This window comes from Moritella sp. Urea-trap-13 (assembly GCF_002836355.1).
In the GTDB taxonomy this organism is placed as follows: domain Bacteria; phylum Pseudomonadota; class Gammaproteobacteria; order Enterobacterales; family Moritellaceae; genus Moritella.
In genome coordinates this window covers 834858-852169 of the sequence record NZ_PJCA01000031.1, presented here as the reverse complement: position 1 = coordinate 852169, position 17312 = coordinate 834858, and the positions used below count along the sequence as shown (strand labels likewise).

14 protein-coding genes are annotated in these 17312 nt (G+C 40.6%); 13 read left to right on the top strand and 1 reads right to left on the bottom strand.

From position 1 onward, the window contains the following. Positions 1-130: 130 nt before the first annotated feature. Positions 131-1420, bottom strand: a complete 1290-nt coding sequence (locus tag CXF93_RS11700) for a citrate synthase (protein ID WP_101062684.1) — start codon at positions 1418-1420, stop codon at positions 131-133. A 383-nt stretch (positions 1421-1803) separates the two neighbouring features. Between CXF93_RS11700 and sdhC the strand changes: the two genes are divergently transcribed. The 13 genes from sdhC to CXF93_RS11635 all read left to right on the top strand — a co-directional run bounded on the left by sdhC (position 1804) and on the right by CXF93_RS11635 (position 17284). After that, positions 1804-2190 (top strand): succinate dehydrogenase cytochrome b556 subunit, encoded by a 387-nt coding sequence (sdhC, locus tag CXF93_RS11695; RefSeq protein WP_017222225.1) that lies wholly within the window; start codon positions 1804-1806, stop codon positions 2188-2190. Then, positions 2184-2528: a succinate dehydrogenase, hydrophobic membrane anchor protein gene (gene sdhD / locus CXF93_RS11690; protein ID WP_017222224.1), complete on the top strand. Its 345-nt coding sequence runs from the start codon at positions 2184-2186 to the stop codon at positions 2526-2528. The genes sdhC and sdhD overlap by 7 nt, the downstream gene beginning before the upstream one ends. Next, positions 2529-4310: a succinate dehydrogenase flavoprotein subunit gene (gene sdhA, locus CXF93_RS11685; RefSeq protein ID WP_101062683.1), complete on the top strand. Its 1782-nt coding sequence runs from the start codon at positions 2529-2531 to the stop codon at positions 4308-4310. It abuts the gene before it with no gap. A gap of 15 nt (positions 4311-4325) precedes the next feature. After that, positions 4326-5042 (top strand): succinate dehydrogenase iron-sulfur subunit, encoded by a 717-nt coding sequence (locus CXF93_RS11680; RefSeq protein ID WP_101062682.1) that lies wholly within the window; start codon positions 4326-4328, stop codon positions 5040-5042. A gap of 116 nt (positions 5043-5158) precedes the next feature. After that, a complete protein-coding gene (sucA, locus tag CXF93_RS11675) occupies positions 5159-7975 on the top strand; it encodes a 2-oxoglutarate dehydrogenase E1 component (RefSeq protein WP_101062681.1) in 2817 nt (938 codons plus the stop codon). A 21-nt stretch (positions 7976-7996) separates the two neighbouring features. After that, entirely contained in the window at positions 7997-9175 is a 1179-nt protein-coding gene (odhB, locus tag CXF93_RS11670; protein ID WP_101062680.1) for a 2-oxoglutarate dehydrogenase complex dihydrolipoyllysine-residue succinyltransferase, read from the top strand. A 93-nt stretch (positions 9176-9268) separates the two neighbouring features. Continuing rightward, positions 9269-10435, top strand: coding sequence for an ADP-forming succinate--CoA ligase subunit beta (sucC, locus tag CXF93_RS11665; RefSeq protein ID WP_101062679.1), 1167 nt, complete (start codon positions 9269-9271; stop codon positions 10433-10435). Then, entirely contained in the window at positions 10436-11305 is an 870-nt protein-coding gene (gene sucD, locus CXF93_RS11660; protein ID WP_101062678.1) for a succinate--CoA ligase subunit alpha, read from the top strand. Between the two features lie 164 nt (positions 11306-11469). Further along, positions 11470-11805, top strand: a complete 336-nt coding sequence (locus tag CXF93_RS11655; protein WP_101062677.1) for an STAS domain-containing protein — start codon at positions 11470-11472, stop codon at positions 11803-11805. Between the two features lie 22 nt (positions 11806-11827). Continuing rightward, entirely contained in the window at positions 11828-12961 is a 1134-nt protein-coding gene (locus CXF93_RS11650; RefSeq protein ID WP_101062676.1) for a hypothetical protein, read from the top strand. After that, positions 12958-15078, top strand: a complete 2121-nt coding sequence (locus CXF93_RS11645; RefSeq protein WP_101062675.1) for an SLBB domain-containing protein — start codon at positions 12958-12960, stop codon at positions 15076-15078. The genes CXF93_RS11650 and CXF93_RS11645 overlap by 4 nt, the downstream gene beginning before the upstream one ends. Beyond that, positions 15075-15794 (top strand): cellulose synthase operon protein YhjQ/BcsQ, encoded by a 720-nt coding sequence (locus CXF93_RS11640; protein WP_101062674.1) that lies wholly within the window; start codon positions 15075-15077, stop codon positions 15792-15794. The genes CXF93_RS11645 and CXF93_RS11640 overlap by 4 nt, the downstream gene beginning before the upstream one ends. Further along, a complete protein-coding gene (locus CXF93_RS11635; protein ID WP_101062673.1) occupies positions 15794-17284 on the top strand; it encodes a SpoIIE family protein phosphatase in 1491 nt (496 codons plus the stop codon). Before CXF93_RS11640 ends, CXF93_RS11635 begins: the two co-directional genes overlap by 1 nt. The last annotated feature ends 28 nt before the right edge of the window (positions 17285-17312 follow it).

Sequence of the window (17312 nt, the reverse complement as noted above, 5' to 3'; positions counted from 1 at the left end):
TGATTGTAGTGATTGTAGTGATTGTAGTGATTGTAGTTATGTAGGGGGCAATTGGCATGGTAATAATAAAAAAGGCTTCTGAATAAATCCAGAAGCCTTTTACATATTAGTTTAATGTATAACGTCTATATCAGTCGCGTTTAGCAAGTGATTCAAATGGACGGTGTGCTTCACCAGTATATAACTGACGAGGACGACCAATTTTCTGTCCAGGTTGACTTAACATTTCGTTCCAGTGTGCGATCCAGCCTACTGTACGGCCTAATGCAAAAATAACCGTGAACATAGAAACTGGGATACCAATTGCACGTAACGTAATGCCTGAGTAGAAATCTACATTTGGATATAGTTTCTTCTCGATGAAGTAAGGGTCTTCAAGCGCAATACGCTCAAGTTCCATTGCTACATCTAATAGTGGATCATCAATGTTTAATTCACTAAGCACTTCGTGACAGCTCTTACGCATTACTGTCGCACGTGGATCTTTGTTTTTGTAAACACGATGGCCAAAGCCCATTAGGCGGAACGGATCATCTTTGTCTTTCGCACGAGCTATAAACTCAGGAATACGATCAACGCTGCCGATTTCTTCAAGCATTGTTAGACAAGCTTCGTTGGCACCACCGTGAGCAGGTCCCCAAAGTGACGCAATACCCGCAGCAATACATGCAAATGGGTTAGCACCTGATGAACCAGCAAGTCGAACTGTAGAGGTCGATGCATTTTGTTCGTGGTCAGCGTGCAGTGTAAAGATACGGTCCATCGCTGTTTCAACAATAGGATTAACAACATATTCTTCACATGGTACTGAGAACATCATTTTTAAGAAGTTACCAGCATACGAAAGGCTGTTGTCTGGATATACAAAAGGCTGACCGATTGAATATTTGTAACACATAGCAGCAATTGTTGGCATTTTAGATAATAAACGGAATGCCGATATTTCACGGTGACGTTGGTTAGTTACGTCAAGTGAATCATGATAAAACGCTGCAAGTGCGCCAGATACACCACATAGAATAGACATTGGGTGAGAATCGCGGCGGAAACCTTTAAAGAATGACGCGAATTGCTCATGTACCATTGTATGCTTGTGTACAGTTGCTTTGAATTGCTCGTATTGTTCTTTAGTTGGTGCATCACCGTAAAGAATAATATAACAAACTTCTAAATAATCAGCATTAAATGCTAAATCATCAATAGCGTAACCGCGATGTAGTAGGATACCTTCTACACCATCAATATAAGTAATTTTAGACTCACACGATGACGTTGCCATAAAACCTGGATCATGGGTGAAATATCCTTTACTACCTAGGGTACGAATGTCGATAACATCGTGACCAGCTGTACCAGATAAAATTGGAAGTTCAACTGGCTCTTGGCCGGGTAGGTTTAACGTGGCCTTTTGATTAGCCATAGCACGTCTCCTTTGCTTATTTATAGTTAGATTTCTTCATGAAATTCGGAGTCAAAGCTACCTTTAATAATTACCAATGTCAATTTTGTTACAGAATAATCAAAGAAAAAAGACTAAAAGGTTAACCTATGTTTCAATTTTAACGTAAATGTTGCGAGAAGCCCTTTTATAATTGTAAATAAATTGTGATATAGGTATACTTATACGCGGATTAAGAGTCCTTGTTTTAATTTTGTTCTGATGATGTAAGTGCTTATAAACGTTATTTTATTTGCAGTTTGAACAAGAAATAAACAAGGGCTTTCATTTGAAAGGAATTTGTTATGAAAATAATACAATTCTGTGATCCGAATCATAATAATAATAATGCTCAATGGAGCTGAGTGAGCGATATAGTGAAAAAGCAAAGACCTGTAAATTTAGATCTGCAGACTATAAACATGCCAATCACAGCAATCGCATCGATTCTACACCGTATTTCTGGTGTAATAATGCTGTTTGCTGTGGGTATCCTTTTGTGGTTACTAGCAGAATCATTATCTTCTGAACAAGGTTTCCAAAATGCACAAGAAATTGTGTCTGGTTTCTTTGGTACATTCATTCTTTGGGGAATCCTAACTGCACTGGCATATCATATTGCTGGCGGTATCCGTCATCTATTGATGGACATGGGGTATTTTGAAGAGCTTGAATCGGGTGCATTAAGTGCGAAAGTATCTTTTGTTGCAACCGTTGTTTTATCAATTCTAGCGGGGATAATGGTATGGTAACTAACGCAGCAAGTTATGGCCGCAGTGGTACACATGATTTTATCATGATCCGTGCAACCGCCATCATCATGGCACTTTATACATTTTATTTTGTTGGTTTTGTTGCATTTAATGATCTTACATATCAAGTATGGACAGATTTTTTTGCAAGCACTGGCAATAAAGTATTCACCCTTCTTACCCTTATCGCTCTCGTCATCCACGCGTGGATTGGTGTATGGCAGGTATTAACTGACTATGTTAAATCAACCGGTTTACGTGGTGCATTACAGTTTGTTCTAACAACCACTGCATTTATTTATGCGCTTGTTGGTTTTGTTGTTCTTTGGGGGTTATAAGTGAGTATTCCAGTTCGCGAATTTGATGCAGTAGTTATTGGTGCCGGTGGTGCCGGTATGCGTGCTGCGCTATCAATATCTAAGTCAGGTAAAAGTTGTGCACTTTTATCTAAAGTTTTTCCAACTCGTTCACATACCGTATCTGCTCAAGGTGGTATTACCGTTGCTTTAGGTAATTCACATGAAGATGATTGGACATGGCACATGTACGATACTGTTAAAGGTTCTGATTATATCGGTGACCAAGACGCTATCGAATTTATGTGTAAAACGGGTCCAGAAGCAATTTTAGAACTTGAGCATATGGGTCTACCATTCTCACGTTTTGAAGATGGTACTATTTACCAACGTCCATTTGGTGGTCAGTCTTTAGCATACGGCGGCGCACAAGCGGCTCGTACAGCTGCAGCAGCCGATCGTACCGGGCATGCATTACTTCATCTTCTTTATCAACAAAACATTAAGAATGAAACGAAAGTTTTCTCTGAATGGTATGCGTTAGACCTCGTTAAAAATGACGAAGGTATCATCACTGGTTGTACAGCGATGGACATTGAAACAGGTGAAATCTGTTACTTCAAGTCAAAAGCGACTGTATTTGCTACAGGTGGCGCAGGTCGTATTTATTCTTCTACAACCAATGCACACATTAATACTGGTGACGGTGTTGGTATGGCTATTCGTGCTGGTATTCCAGTACAAGATATGGAAATGTGGCAGTTCCACCCGACCGGTATTGCAGGTGCAGGTGTACTTGTAACTGAAGGTTGTCGTGGTGAAGGCGGTTACCTACTCAATAAAGATGGCGAACGTTTCATGGAACGTTATGCGCCAAACGCAAAAGATCTTGCTGGTCGTGACGTTGTTGCTCGTTCAATGATGACTGAGATCCGTGAAGGTCGTGCGTGTGATGGTCCTTGGGGTCCACACCTTAAATTGAAACTCGATCACCTTGGCGAAGACGTACTTGAATCACGCCTACCAGGTATTTGTGAGCTATCTCGTACGTTCGCTCACGTAGATCCAGTTAAAGAACCAATTCCAGTAATCCCAACGTGTCACTATATGATGGGCGGTTTACCTGCGAATGTTAACGGTGAAGTACTAACACGCAATGAAGAAGGCAACATGGAAGTTGTTGCTGGTTTATTTGCTGTTGGTGAAATCGCTTGCGTATCAGTACATGGTGCCAACCGTTTAGGTGGTAACTCACTGCTCGACTTAGTTGTATTTGGTCGTGCTGCAGGTAACTACCTTGGTACTGCACTGGATACTATTCCAGAGCCAATGGAAGCAACTGACGCAAACGTAGATGCATCGCTTGAACGTTTAAATCGTTGGGAAAATAATCAAGACGGTGAAGATCCAGCGCAAATCCGTAAAGATTTACAACAATGTATGCAACTTAACTTCTCGGTATTCCGTGAAGGTGAATCAATGGCCGAAGGTCTTGAAGAGTTACGTACAATTCGTAAACGTTTACAAAATGCACGCTTAGATGACACATCTACAGAATTCAATACCCAACGTATTGAATGTCTAGAGCTGGATAACTTGATGGAAACTGCATATGCCACTGCGCATGCTGCAAACTTCCGTACAGAAAGTCGTGGTGCACACAGTCGTTTTGATTACCCAGATCGTGATGATGTGAACTGGTTATGCCATTCACTGTATCAACCTGAATCAGAAACAATGGTTACGCGTGAAGTGAACTTATCACCTAACTTATTGACTGAAGAACAGTTGAAACACTTTGTGCCGAAAGCACGCGTTTATTAAACATAAGGGATACCTATGCAAGTTAAATTTTCAATTTATCGCTATAACCCTGATGTTGATAGCAAACCTAAAATGAAAGAAATGAGCCTTGAAGTACCTGAAGGTTCTGACATGATGGTTCTTGATGCGCTAATTCTGTTAAAAGAAAAAGATGCGTCACTATCTTTCCGTCGCTCTTGTCGTGAAGGTGTGTGTGGCTCTGACGGTGTTAACATGAATGGCAAGAATGGCCTAGCATGTATCACGCCTTTGTCTGATTTAAATATGAACAACACGATTGTTATTCGTCCACTACCTGGTTTACCAGTGGTCCGAGATCTCGTGATTGATATGTCGCAGTTTTATGATAACTACGCACGTATTAAACCGTTCTTAATTACAGACGAAAGTGCTATTCCACCGTCTCGCGAAAACCTTCAGTCACCTGAAGAACGTGCGAAGTTGGATGGTTTATATGAGTGTATCTTATGTGCATGTTGTTCAACATCATGCCCATCATTCTGGTGGAACCCTGATAAGTTCGTGGGTCCTGCTGGTTTATTAGCGGCTTATCGTTTCTTAGTCGATAGTCGTGACTCAGCAACAGACCAACGTTTATCGGAATTAGATGATGCGTTTAGTGTATTCCGTTGTCACGGTATTATGAACTGTGTAAACGTGTGTCCTAAAGGCCTAAATCCTACAAAAGCAATCGGTAATATTAAATCTATGTTACTACAACGTGCGGTGTAGCAATGTTTTTTGTTAGTTTTTAGTTACAATGGTCATTCCGTTGGGAATGGCCAGTAATTAGAAATCTTTGCTACCATCTCTGGCGCGATGGTCATTTAAAGTAAAAAGGGCAGAGAATGCAGAATAACGTCATGAAAGCCTGGTTAGAATCCTCTCATCTAGCCGGTGCGAACCAGACATATATTGAAGATTTATATGAGCAATTTTTAGCAGATCCTGATTCAGTTGGCGAAGAATGGCAAACTGTATTTTTAGGTCTACCTAAAGTTGATAATGCGACTAAAGAAGTTCCACATGGTCCTGTGAAAGATTATTTCATTCGCCTTGCGAAAGATACCTCTCGATATGCGACTCAAGTAAGCGATCCCCATAATGATGCGAAACAAGTTAAAGTATTGCAGCTAATTAATGCTTTCCGTTTTCGTGGACATCAACATGCTAACTTAGATCCGCTAGGTATTTGGACACGTGAACGTGTACAAGATTTAGACCCTGCATATCACTCACTTTCTGATGCCGATTTTGATGCTAACTTTAATGTTGGTTCATACGCGATTGGTCAAGAAAGTATGAAGTTAAGTGACCTTTATGCTTCGCTACAAAAAACTTACTGTGGTTCAATTGCTGCTGAATATATGCACATTGTATCAACAGAAGAAAAGCGTTGGATTCAAAGTCGTTTAGAGTCTGTTGAAAGCAGCCCTGAATTTGAAAAACAAGATAAATTACGATTTTTGGAAAGCTTAACGGCTGCCGAAGGTCTAGAAAAATACTTAGGTGCTAAGTTCCCTGGTGCAAAACGTTTCTCCCTCGAGGGTGGTGATGCACTAATTCCAATGATGAAAGAATTAATTCGTCGTAGTGGTGAACAAGGTATCAAAGAAGCAGTTATTGGTATGGCGCATCGCGGCAGACTGAATATGCTGGTTAACGTACTTGGTAAAAAACCAACTGATCTGTTTGATGAATTTGCTGGTAAACACAGTGACGTATGGGGAGCGGGTGACGTTAAATATCACCAAGGTTTCAGCTCAGATTTTAATACCCCAGGCGGTAATGTTCATTTAGCACTTGCATTTAACCCATCGCATTTAGAAATTGTAAACCCAGTAGTTATGGGATCTGTTCGTGCACGTCAAGAACGTCTTGGTAGCACAAATGGTGACGAAGTACTGGCGATTACAATTCATGGTGATTCTGCAATTGCTGGTCAAGGTGTTGTGGCTGAGACATTTAATATGTCGCAAACACGTGCTTATGGCATCGGAGGTACGGTACGTATTGTTGTTAATAACCAAGTTGGTTTTACAACATCGAATCCAAAAGATATGCGCTCTACAGAATACTGTACGGATATCGCCAAAATGGTGCAAGCACCCATCTTCCATGTAAATGCAGATGATCCTGAAGCCGTTGTTCTCGTCACACAAATTGCGCTTGATTACCGTAATACATTCAAACGTGATGTTGTGATTGATTTAGTTTGTTATCGCCGCCACGGTCATAATGAAGCTGATGAGCCGAGTGCAACGCAGCCATTAATGTATAAAAAAATCAAACAGCACCCAACGCCACGTAAGATCTATGCCGATCAACTTGTTAATGAAGCTGTCATTGATGCTGCTGAAGCGACAGGTTTAATTAACGAATATCGTGATCAACTTGATCATGGTGACTGTGTTGTTAAAGAATGGCGCCCAATGCAACAACATTCAGTTGATTGGAACCCATACTTAAAACACGAATGGGATATGCCTTATCAATCTCAAGTAGCTCAAGATAAATTAACTGAGCTTGCATTGAAAATGACGGCAGTACCTGAAGGGCACCAGATCCAATCTCGCGTTCAGAAGATATATACAGATCGTGTATCAATGGCAAATGGTGATAAACCATGTGATTGGGGTTTTGCTGAAACATTAGCATATGCAACATTGCTTGATGAGCAGTATAAAGTACGTATTACTGGACAAGATGTTGGCCGTGGTACTTTCTTCCATCGTCATGCTGTTGTACACAATCAAGATAACGCAAGTACGTATACACCATTAGCTAATTTAAAACCTGAGCAAGGTGAGCTAACTATCCATGATTCAGTATTATCTGAAGAAGCGGTATTAGCATTTGAATATGGTTATGCGACAACTGAGCCAAGTGGTTTAACTATTTGGGAAGCTCAATTTGGTGATTTCGCCAATGGTGCACAAGTTGTATTCGATCAATTCCTTTCTTCTGGTGAACAGAAATGGGGTCGTATGTGTGGCCTAACAGTAATGTTACCACATGGCTATGAAGGACAAGGTCCTGAGCATTCATCTGCACGTTTAGAACGTTATATGCAAATGTGTGCTGAGCATAACTGGCAAGTATGTGTACCGAGTACACCTGCGCAAGTTTATCATATGCTTCGTCGTCAAACAGTACGTCCTATGCGTCGACCACTCATAGTGATGACACCTAAATCATTGTTACGTCACCCATTAGCTATTTCTAGTTTGTCTGAGCTAGCTGAAGGAACGTTCCAAAATATCATAGGTGAAATTGATGTGCTTGACCCAACGCAAGTTAAACGTGTTGTGATGTGTAGTGGTAAAGTGTATTTCGATTTACTCGAAACACGTCGTAAAGCGGGTCAGACTGATGTTGCGATTGTACGTATCGAACAGCTTTATCCTTTCCCACATGCGGAAATTGCAGCTGTCTTTGCTGAATATCAACATGTAGAACAGTTTGTTTGGTGTCAGGAAGAGCCTCAGAATCAGGGTGCTTGGTATTCAAGTCAGCATCACTTCTGGGAAGCAATCCCACAAGGCGCGAAGCTAAGTTACGCTGGACGTGCTGCATCAGCATCACCAGCAGTCGGTTACATGTCTGTACATACAAAACAACAGCTAGCTCTTGTTGAAGATGCTTTAACTGTTGCGCAGAAATAGTTTATTAAAGGAATTATGAAAATGACAATTGAAATTGTAGTACCTGTACTACCTGAATCTGTAGCGGACGCAGCGGTAGCGACTTGGCATAAACGCCCTGGCGATGCAGTTGAACGTGACGAAGTAATTGTAGAGATTGAAACCGACAAAGTTATTCTCGAAGTTCCAGCAGTAGAATCTGGTGTTCTTGTTGAAATTCTTGAAGATGAAGGTGCAACTGTGCTTGGTCAGCAAGTAATTGGTCGCTTAAAAGTAGGCGCTGTCGCTGGTGAAGAAACAACAGATAAACCAGCTGAAGCAAGTCAAGAATCAGTTGACGCTAGTCCCGCTGTTCGTCGTCTTATTGCTGAGAAAGGCTTAGATGCTGCTAAGATCACTGGCACAGGTAAGAATGGCTTAATTACTAAAGAAGATGTTGAAAAAGCATTAGCTCCGGCGCCAGCTCCAGTGGCAAAAGCCGCAGCACCTGCACCAATTGTTGAAGTTGCACTGCAAGCCGGTCGTACCGAAAAACGTGTTGCGATGACTCGTCTTCGTAAGCGTATCGCTGAACGTCTGCTTGAAGCTAAAAACTCAACGGCAATGTTAACAACGTTTAACGAAATCAACATGAAACCTATCATGGATATTCGTAAACAGTATAAAGACATATTTGAAGAGCGTCATGGCATCCGTTTAGGTTTCATGTCTTTCTACGTGAAAGCGGTTGTTGAAGCGCTAAAACGTTACCCTGAAGTGAACGCTTCAATCGATGGCACTGACATCGTGTATCACAACTACTTTGATGTGAGCATCGCGATTTCAACGCCGCGTGGTCTAGTAACGCCGGTATTACGCGATTGCGATACGATGAGTCTTGCTGATATTGAGAAGAACATTCGTCAATTAGCACTTAAAGGTCGTGACGGTAAACTGTCAATTGAAGATCTTACTGGCGGTAACTTCACCGTTACAAACGGTGGTGTATTCGGTTCATTGATGTCTACACCTATCATCAACCCACCGCAAAGCGCAATCTTGGGTATGCATAAAATCCAAGATCGCCCAATGGCTGTTGATGGTCAAGTTGTTATTCAACCTATGATGTACCTAGCACTTTCTTACGATCACCGTCTAGTTGATGGTAAAGAATCTGTTGGTTTCTTAGTAACAATTAAAGATTTATTAGAAGACCCAACTCGTCTTCTTTTAGATGTGTAATAGTTAGTTTAAATTTTTAAGTTGCTTGCGCCTTATGTTGAGGCGTAAGTTCCCGGGACAAGCCCTAGTGGCTATTAACATGGATATACGAGCATGAATCTGCATGAGTATCAGGCAAAACAACTTTTTGCTGAATATGGTTTGCCAGTTCCAGAAGGTTACGCAACAAACGTACCTCATGAAGCTGCAGCTTTCGCTGACAAAATTGGTGGCGATAAATGGGTTGTTAAGTGTCAAGTGCACGCGGGTGGCCGTGGTAAAGCAGGTGGCGTTAAGCTTGTAACATCGAAAGATGAAATTACTGCATTTGCTGAACATTGGTTAGGTAAGAATTTAGTTACTTTTCAGACTGATGAACACGGTCAGCCGGTTTCACAAATTTTAGTTGAAGCTGCGGGTGATATCGCCAATGAACTTTACCTTGGCGCGGTTATTGACCGTGGTTCACGTAAAGTTGTATTTATGGCATCAACTGAAGGTGGTGTTGATATTGAGACTGTTGCTGAAGAAACGCCTGAGTTAATTCACAAAGCAGCGATTGATCCACTTGTTGGTGCTCAACCTTATCAAGCTCGTGAACTTGCATTCAAACTTGGTTTACACGGTGCTCAAATCAAACAGTTTACCCAGATCTTTATGGGTCTAGCTAAAATGTTTACTGATTCAGATATGGCGCTGCTTGAAATCAACCCACTGATTGTTACTGGTGCGGGTGATCTTGTTTGTTTAGATGGTAAAATTACTATCGATTCAAATGCACTTTATCGCCAACCTAAACTACGTTTAATGCAAGATATTACTCAAGAAGATGCACGTGAAGCTCACGCTGCTAAATTTGAGTTAAACTATGTTGCTTTAGACGGTAGCATTGGTTGCATGGTAAACGGCGCTGGTCTAGCAATGGGCACCATGGATATTGTTAACATCCATGGTGGCAAACCTGCTAACTTCCTAGATGTGGGCGGCGGTGCAACAAAAGAACGTGTAGCTGAAGCATTTAAAATCATTCTTTCTGATGACAATGTGAAAGCCGTACTGGTAAACATCTTTGGTGGTATTGTTCGTTGTGACATGATCGCAGAAGGTATTATTGGTGCAGTACAAGAAGTTGGTGTAAAAGTGCCAGTTGTTGTACGTCTTGAAGGTAACAATGCAGAATTAGGCCGTGAAGTTTTAGCTAAATCTGACTTAAATATTATTGCAGCATCTAGCCTAACTGATGCAGCGCAGCAAGTTGTTGCAGCAGCGGAGGGCAAGTAAATGAGCGTTTTAATTAATAAAGATACGAAAGTGATCTGTCAAGGTTTCACCGGTGGTCAAGGTACTTTCCACTCAGAACAAGCTATTGATTATGGAACGCAAATGGTTGGCGGTGTTTCTCCTGGTAAAGGCGGCACTGTACATTTAGGTCTTCCTGTATTTAACACAGTACGTGATGCAGTAGAAACAACAGGCGCAACTGCTTCTGTTATCTATGTACCTGCTCCGTTTTGTAAAGATGCGATCTTAGAAGCAATTGATGCTGGTATCGAACTTATCGTTTGTATCACGGAAGGTATCCCGACGATTGATATGATCGAAGTTAAAGTTAAACTTGATCAACAAAACGTACGTATGATCGGTCCTAACTGTCCAGGTGTTATCACTCCAGGCGAATGTAAGATTGGTATCATGCCTGGTCACATTCACAAGCCAGGTAAAATTGGTATTGTTTCACGCTCTGGTACACTAACATATGAAGCAGTAAAACAAACTACGGATGAAGGCTACGGTCAATCAACTTGTGTTGGTATCGGTGGTGATCCAATCCCAGGTACTAACTTTATTGACGTACTTGAACTGTTTGAAAAAGACCCACAAACTGAAGCAATCGTTATGATTGGTGAAATTGGTGGTACAGCAGAAGAAGAAGCTGCCGCTTATATTAAAGCGCATGTAACTAAACCTGTTGTTTCTTACATTGCCGGTGTTACAGCTCCAGCAGGTAAGCGTATGGGTCATGCTGGTGCAATTATTGCTGGCGGTAAAGGTACTGCAGATGAGAAATTTGCAGCACTTGAAGATGCAGGCGTAGCAACTGTACGTTCATTAGCTGATATTGGCGCGGCATTACGTGCTAAATTAGGTTAACACCTGTTTTTATTATAATAAACCACCTTCGGGTGGTTTTTTTATTTGTGCATTTTCTGCTTTTAACGTCTATATTTTTAACTACGAGATTGAAAAAAATTAATGTTTATTTAACGTTAATATTTACCTCAGAGTTAACTTTGTATTCTTTAGGAGAATTTATAATGGACATAATACGGCCTTATGATGGAATCATAATTTTACCTATAGCTACAGACCTCGATACCGAACATGTCATGAGTATTCAGCCTAGCTTAGAGGCGTTGGTTGATGATCATGCTGAAAACATTATCTTAGACTTTAGCAAGGTTACCTTTATTGACTCAACGGGTATTGGCGCTATTGTATTTTTATTCAAAAGGCTGACCTCACAACGTCGCACTCTTTCTCTTCTTAAAGTCTCCGGCCAACCGCATAAATTGATGACGATGTTACGAGTCGAAAACGCAATTCCTTTTATTGAAAATATTCCTGAATATAGAGTAGATCACCCGGCATAATCAAAGAGCCGTAAGGTATTGAATGAATAGATTATTGCTATGGACAGCTATATGCGTTTTCCTTTCTAGTTGTACAAACTGGCCTAGCGAAGGCTATTTTGAAAATACCACAATCCATACTGAAGAACGAATTCAATTTAAGCAGCATTATGACTATCTGAATTTACATTTTTCAGTGGCTAATCTACGAGGTGCTAAAACGTGTACACCGGCCTATGTAAAAACAGTTGAGAATATCAATAGCCGTGTTGAAAAGGCCATTTTTGTTGAAGACCCGCAAGATATCAAAGTCGAAATAGCTATCCTAGAAAAAAATATTACTAATTTAATTGTCTATCTGAATCGAATCTCAAGTCACACCAATTGTGCACAACCACCACGTTTACTCACGGCTAATTTTGTCCACCCGTTAATTTATCAGCTCGATCTCTTGTTGTACTGCAGCCCGCAATTTGAAGTGGGTAGTGCTATTTTGACGGAAGAGTACAAGGTGTGTCTTCGCCAAGTGAGTTTTTTACTGTTAGATAATCCCGACATTGTCATTGAATACACTAAATACCAGTTGTTTGAAAATAGCGCAAGTGCAAAAGTTGGACAATCAAACATCAATTACAGCAAGGCTATTGTTACTCATAACGTTACCACTGTGGTAGTTAAAACTAGCGAAATCATGGCTGTTACAGATAACCGACGTGATGACGATTATAATGAAATAATGCGTCAGTATTTACTCTTTGACCAAGTCCCCAGCGTGAATGTGCAACAAGTATCCAGACTACAATTAAACATAGAAAAAGAGCATACACCAGTTCAAATTCATGAAACGGTTACAGCTAATGAGTCTCTTCGTAATACTAATCAATTGGCTGAAAATGATTACGCGACAAGTTTAGATGATGTTGAGTTACTTAATTTACGCACTGATGTGATCTTGAATTATGTATCTAGTATCACAGCAGACCCACAGCGGTATAAAGTTATTTATGAAGACCTAAGACTCGGTACTGTAACCTCACTAACGCCAGTGATTAGCACGCTCATGTGGCAATCACAGGGTAATAAAGACGCAGACCATAAAGTAAAACATTGGCGATTTTTACTCAGCGAAGGTGAATTGTTTAGTGATGCGGCGCTGCCGAAAGGAGTCGCTTTATGAAACGTTTATTATTGTGTTTAACTTTTTTTTTAACTCTGTGTTTTACTTTTTTATCTACTTCGTCAATTGCTTATGCTGAGGGTGACGTTATCGATTCCGGTGATCAACTGTTTATTTTTATGCCCGGTGAAAAAGATTTCGAAGAACCGTTTCAAGTCGACGCAAGTGGATTTATTCAATTACCCGAAGTAGGGCGAGTTCAAGTAAAAGGCAAAACCTTAGCGGTAGTATTACAAGAATTGAAAACGTCGTTAAGTGTTGTATTTCGAGATATATCTAAGCTGTATGTCGAATTTAGAGCGCGAGAGAAACTCGTGACCGTATTAGGTTATGTCAATAACCCACATGAAGTCGTGCTACCTGAACTTGGTAATGTTCAGATGGCATTGAATAAAGCCGGCGGCATGTTAGCGGGCGCTCAACTTGATAACATGCAGTTACAACGTGGTGCCAAGGTTATCATTTTTAACTTTAAGCGTTATTTGGAAACGGGTGATGAAAGTGTATTGCCGATGCTTAAATCTGGTGATGTAATTTTTGTGCCGTCATCCCCATTGACTGGTAATGTGCAGATGACTTTCGACGCTACTTCATTAAAATCAGGTGGTGACGCAAGTGACACGCAAAAGGCGGTGACAGTTTTTGGTGAGGTTAATGCACCGGGTACATTTTCTTATGTACCGGGTATGACGGTTATTGAAAGCTTAATGAAAGCAAACGGTGTGACTCGTTATGCTAATGTTAGCAAAATCAGAGTAATGGGGACTCAGGAACCACAATCTTTTGATTTGAAATTATATCTGGATACGGGGGATGTAGCTAAACTACCGAAAATAAAGCCCGGGACGACTATTTTTGTACCTATTCAAGTTGAAGATATCAAAGTTGGTTTGCAAGTTGTTTATGTTATGGGTCAAGTCAATAAACCGGGGGCTTACGAAGGTCGGGAAGGCATAACCTTTATGGATATGCTTGCAAATGCAGGCGGTCCCAACCGTTATGCTGATACACAGCAAATTAGAGTACTTAAAGTCAATGGTGAAACATTCCGTTTTGATTTAAAGAAATATTCAGATGATCCCGAAAATAATCCTTTTCCTGATATTGCCGGTGGTGATGTTATTTTCTTACCCGAAAAGGCCGACATGATTGAGAAATCTTGGTTAATTGAAGCGCATAATGAAGCGATTAAAATCATTGGTGCAGTTAAAAATCCTGGTCGTTATCAGTGGGATGATGATATGACATTCCTTGATCTATTGGGGCATGCCGAAGGCCCTACTGAAAAAGCAGATTTAGCTAAAATAATTATTGTTGGTAATGATGGTTTAGGGGAACGTAAATTTTTTGATTTAGAAAATTTCATGAAAGTGGGTGGCGATTACTTAACACTACCGCAGCTATCTGCTGGTGATACCGTTATGTTTAATGAATTACCTGATGACCCAACAGATAATAAATCTAAATGGATTAAACAAGAGTCCGAGTCTTCAATTTATATGCTCGGAGCTGTTGGCTCCCCAGGACGTTATGCTTTCAACAGTCGGTTAGACTTTTTAGACTTATTATCTGCTGCAGACGGGCCGACGAACGATGCTGATATTAAACATATTAAAGTGACACATCGTAATAGACGTTATGCGAAAACGTCAACACTTGACCTTGATATGTACTTTGAGACGGGTGATGAAAATCTGTTACCGCAAATATTACCCGGTGATACGATTTATATTCCAGCCAAGACTGATCAAGGGGTATTAAATAATACGGCTAATATCGTGCAAGTATTAGGAGCGGTTCACAACCCTGGCCGATACAAATATGATTCATCACTTGATGTGGTGGGGATATTGACAATGGCCGGAGGCCCAACGTCAGAGGCTTACATAGACCGGATTGTCATAGTGACTAAACGTGGTGAAATGCAACACACTGCGCGCACGTTTAATATGAAGCATTATTTTACCCAACCAGACTATCGTGATATTCCGATTATACATGCCGGCGATACCATTTATGTTCCTAACGACAAAGAATCTAATTGGAGTCAGTTAATGGATATATTAGGCAGTGCATTGAGTGTTGTTACACTCTTTATTGTAGGTTCGTCACTATGAATATATTACCGGAAACATTTATAGAAATAGAACAAATCTATCAGCTAATGATGAATGAGAATATTAAGTCGTTAGCGATAAATTGCGCCCAAGGAGGCGAGGGTACTACGGAATTGGTTTTAGCGCTTGCTCGGCGTCATAAAGCGGCTGGAAGTAGAGTCCTAATTGTAGATCTCAATACATTCAAACCTGCAATTACCAATGAATATGTTCAGGAAAAACAGTCATGGTCCCTTGATGATACTGATTTACAAACAGCCTGCATCACGGAGTTTTCTGCAATGATTGACATTTTACCTGCTCCACAAGGTGAGCAAGATCAAAATATTACCTTTCGAGACGAAAAGAAGATCAATAATGCGATCGAATTTTGGCTACAACACTATAATTTTATTATATTTGATACATGTGCAATTACTCGAACAAATTTTTCAAATATACCCGGTGAAGTTATAGCGCGGGGTTGTGATGCTAGTTTACTTGTTGTCGCACCGGGGGTTTCACTAGAGAGTCGGGTTTTAAAGACGCTCGAGATGCTGAGGCATAATAATGTGAGATTACTTGGAACCGTAATCAATGATGTTAAGTGCCCGCCGCTCGATATGCAGCTTAGAAATTCAGTGCGCAGGCGACTAAAACGCTTTCCAATACTGAAACAATGGTTACTTAATCGGATCTCTAATATTGAACTATTAAAAGGGAAAATTGGCCGCTGATGAAAACCCAACTTTTCGCCAAGCAATACCCATTAAAGCTCGATTCCATTAGCAAGGTTCGGCGTCTACTGACTGGATTGTGCTATCAATTAGCGCTTGATCAAGCTGAAATAGATCGTGTTACGTTAGTGTTGGCAGAATATCTGTCTAACCTGTATTTTCATAATCCGGACTCTGTTCACTGGTTCAGTATTGAACTCGCTGGTAGGAATGGTAATTGGTATTTTTCCGTGTGCGATAATGGAGATAGTTTCAATCCCTATCAATTTGATACTAAAGATATATTTAATGGAGAGCTACTTACTGGTGGTATGGGATTAGCGTTAATTCAAACCAATAATCCTGATGGTTGTTACGTCACTGAAAACGGCATTAATCAGCTAACCTGTCCATTGCAGCAACAGGATAAAAAACTCAAAGTTGTAATTGTTGATGATGATCGCATTTTATTATCAGCGCATCATGCTTATCTTCACAATGATTTTATCGTACACACTTTTGCTGATGCAGGTTTGGCGCTTAAATTTATAGCTCACGAAGGTTGCGATCTTATTATTGCCGACATACATATGCCAGAGATGTCTGGATTTGAATTCAGACAAAAGGTCGAAGACTTTGATAAAGGCGCATTAACACCGTTCGTATTCTTAACGGGGGATGAGAATTTATCGGTTCAAGAACAAGCCGCTGAAGTGTCTATTGACGGTTACTTAATTAAACCTATCACCAAAACGTCATTACTTGCTGTTTGTAACCGAGTAATACGGAGAACAAATCAATTAGCGTTACATTATCAACAGCGCGTTGTAGAGTCTCTAAGCAGACCTTTTAAGCCTTCACTCCCCGCATATTGTGGGCAATGGAATCTCGCCTTAGCGCATACACCTGCGACTGAAGGGGGGGGGGACTTTGTATTTTTCCATGATTTCGGAGGCTGTCAAATTATCGTGTTGGGCGACATTATGGGGCATGGTCCGGTCGCTAAATTTCATAGTTTTGCCATCATGGGATATTTGGAGGGGGTTGTAACCTCGGTTGAAACATCACCGACGGCTTTACTTGCGGGTTTATCTAATAGACTGTTTTTAAATCAGTTGCTAGAAACCAGTATGCTCACTTGTGTGGTGATCAAACTGACCGATAAGCAATGCGAAATAGCATCGGCAGGCCATCCTCAACCTTACCTACTACATGGTTCTGGTTACGAAGCCATCGACTGTAAAGGAACCGTGTTAGGCTTGTTACCTGACGAGCAATATTCATCCGTGACAGTGCAATTAGCACCAGAAGATAAACTTTTTTTCTATTCAGACGGTATTTTTGAAAACATTGACAGAAATTGTGACTGTATTGATAATATACTGGTTGATATTAAAGGGAAAACAGCTCAAAGTACATTAGATAAACTCTGGTTACGCTTTGAATCACTTTCCCCGGAACAGTTACAAGACGATGTTACTGCACTGGTGATTGAACTCAATACACTATGAGTAATGAGTAGCAACTAAAGTGATAATT

Coding starts and splice junctions, on each gene's coding strand:
- CXF93_RS11645 (WP_101062675.1), top strand. CDS start 12,958: ATGAAACGTTTATTATTGTGTTTAACTTTTTTTTTAACTCTGTGTTTT.
- CXF93_RS11700 (WP_101062684.1), bottom strand. CDS start 1,420: ATGGCTAATCAAAAGGCCACGTTAAACCTACCCGGCCAAGAGCCAGTT.
- CXF93_RS11635 (WP_101062673.1), top strand. CDS start 15,794: ATGAAAACCCAACTTTTCGCCAAGCAATACCCATTAAAGCTCGATTCC.
- odhB (WP_101062680.1), top strand. CDS start 7,997: ATGACAATTGAAATTGTAGTACCTGTACTACCTGAATCTGTAGCGGAC.
- sucD (WP_101062678.1), top strand. CDS start 10,436: ATGAGCGTTTTAATTAATAAAGATACGAAAGTGATCTGTCAAGGTTTC.
- CXF93_RS11655 (WP_101062677.1), top strand. CDS start 11,470: ATGGACATAATACGGCCTTATGATGGAATCATAATTTTACCTATAGCT.
- sucA (WP_101062681.1), top strand. CDS start 5,159: ATGCAGAATAACGTCATGAAAGCCTGGTTAGAATCCTCTCATCTAGCC.
- sucC (WP_101062679.1), top strand. CDS start 9,269: ATGAATCTGCATGAGTATCAGGCAAAACAACTTTTTGCTGAATATGGT.
- sdhD (WP_017222224.1), top strand. CDS start 2,184: ATGGTAACTAACGCAGCAAGTTATGGCCGCAGTGGTACACATGATTTT.
- CXF93_RS11680 (WP_101062682.1), top strand. CDS start 4,326: ATGCAAGTTAAATTTTCAATTTATCGCTATAACCCTGATGTTGATAGC.
- CXF93_RS11650 (WP_101062676.1), top strand. CDS start 11,828: ATGAATAGATTATTGCTATGGACAGCTATATGCGTTTTCCTTTCTAGT.
- CXF93_RS11640 (WP_101062674.1), top strand. CDS start 15,075: ATGAATATATTACCGGAAACATTTATAGAAATAGAACAAATCTATCAG.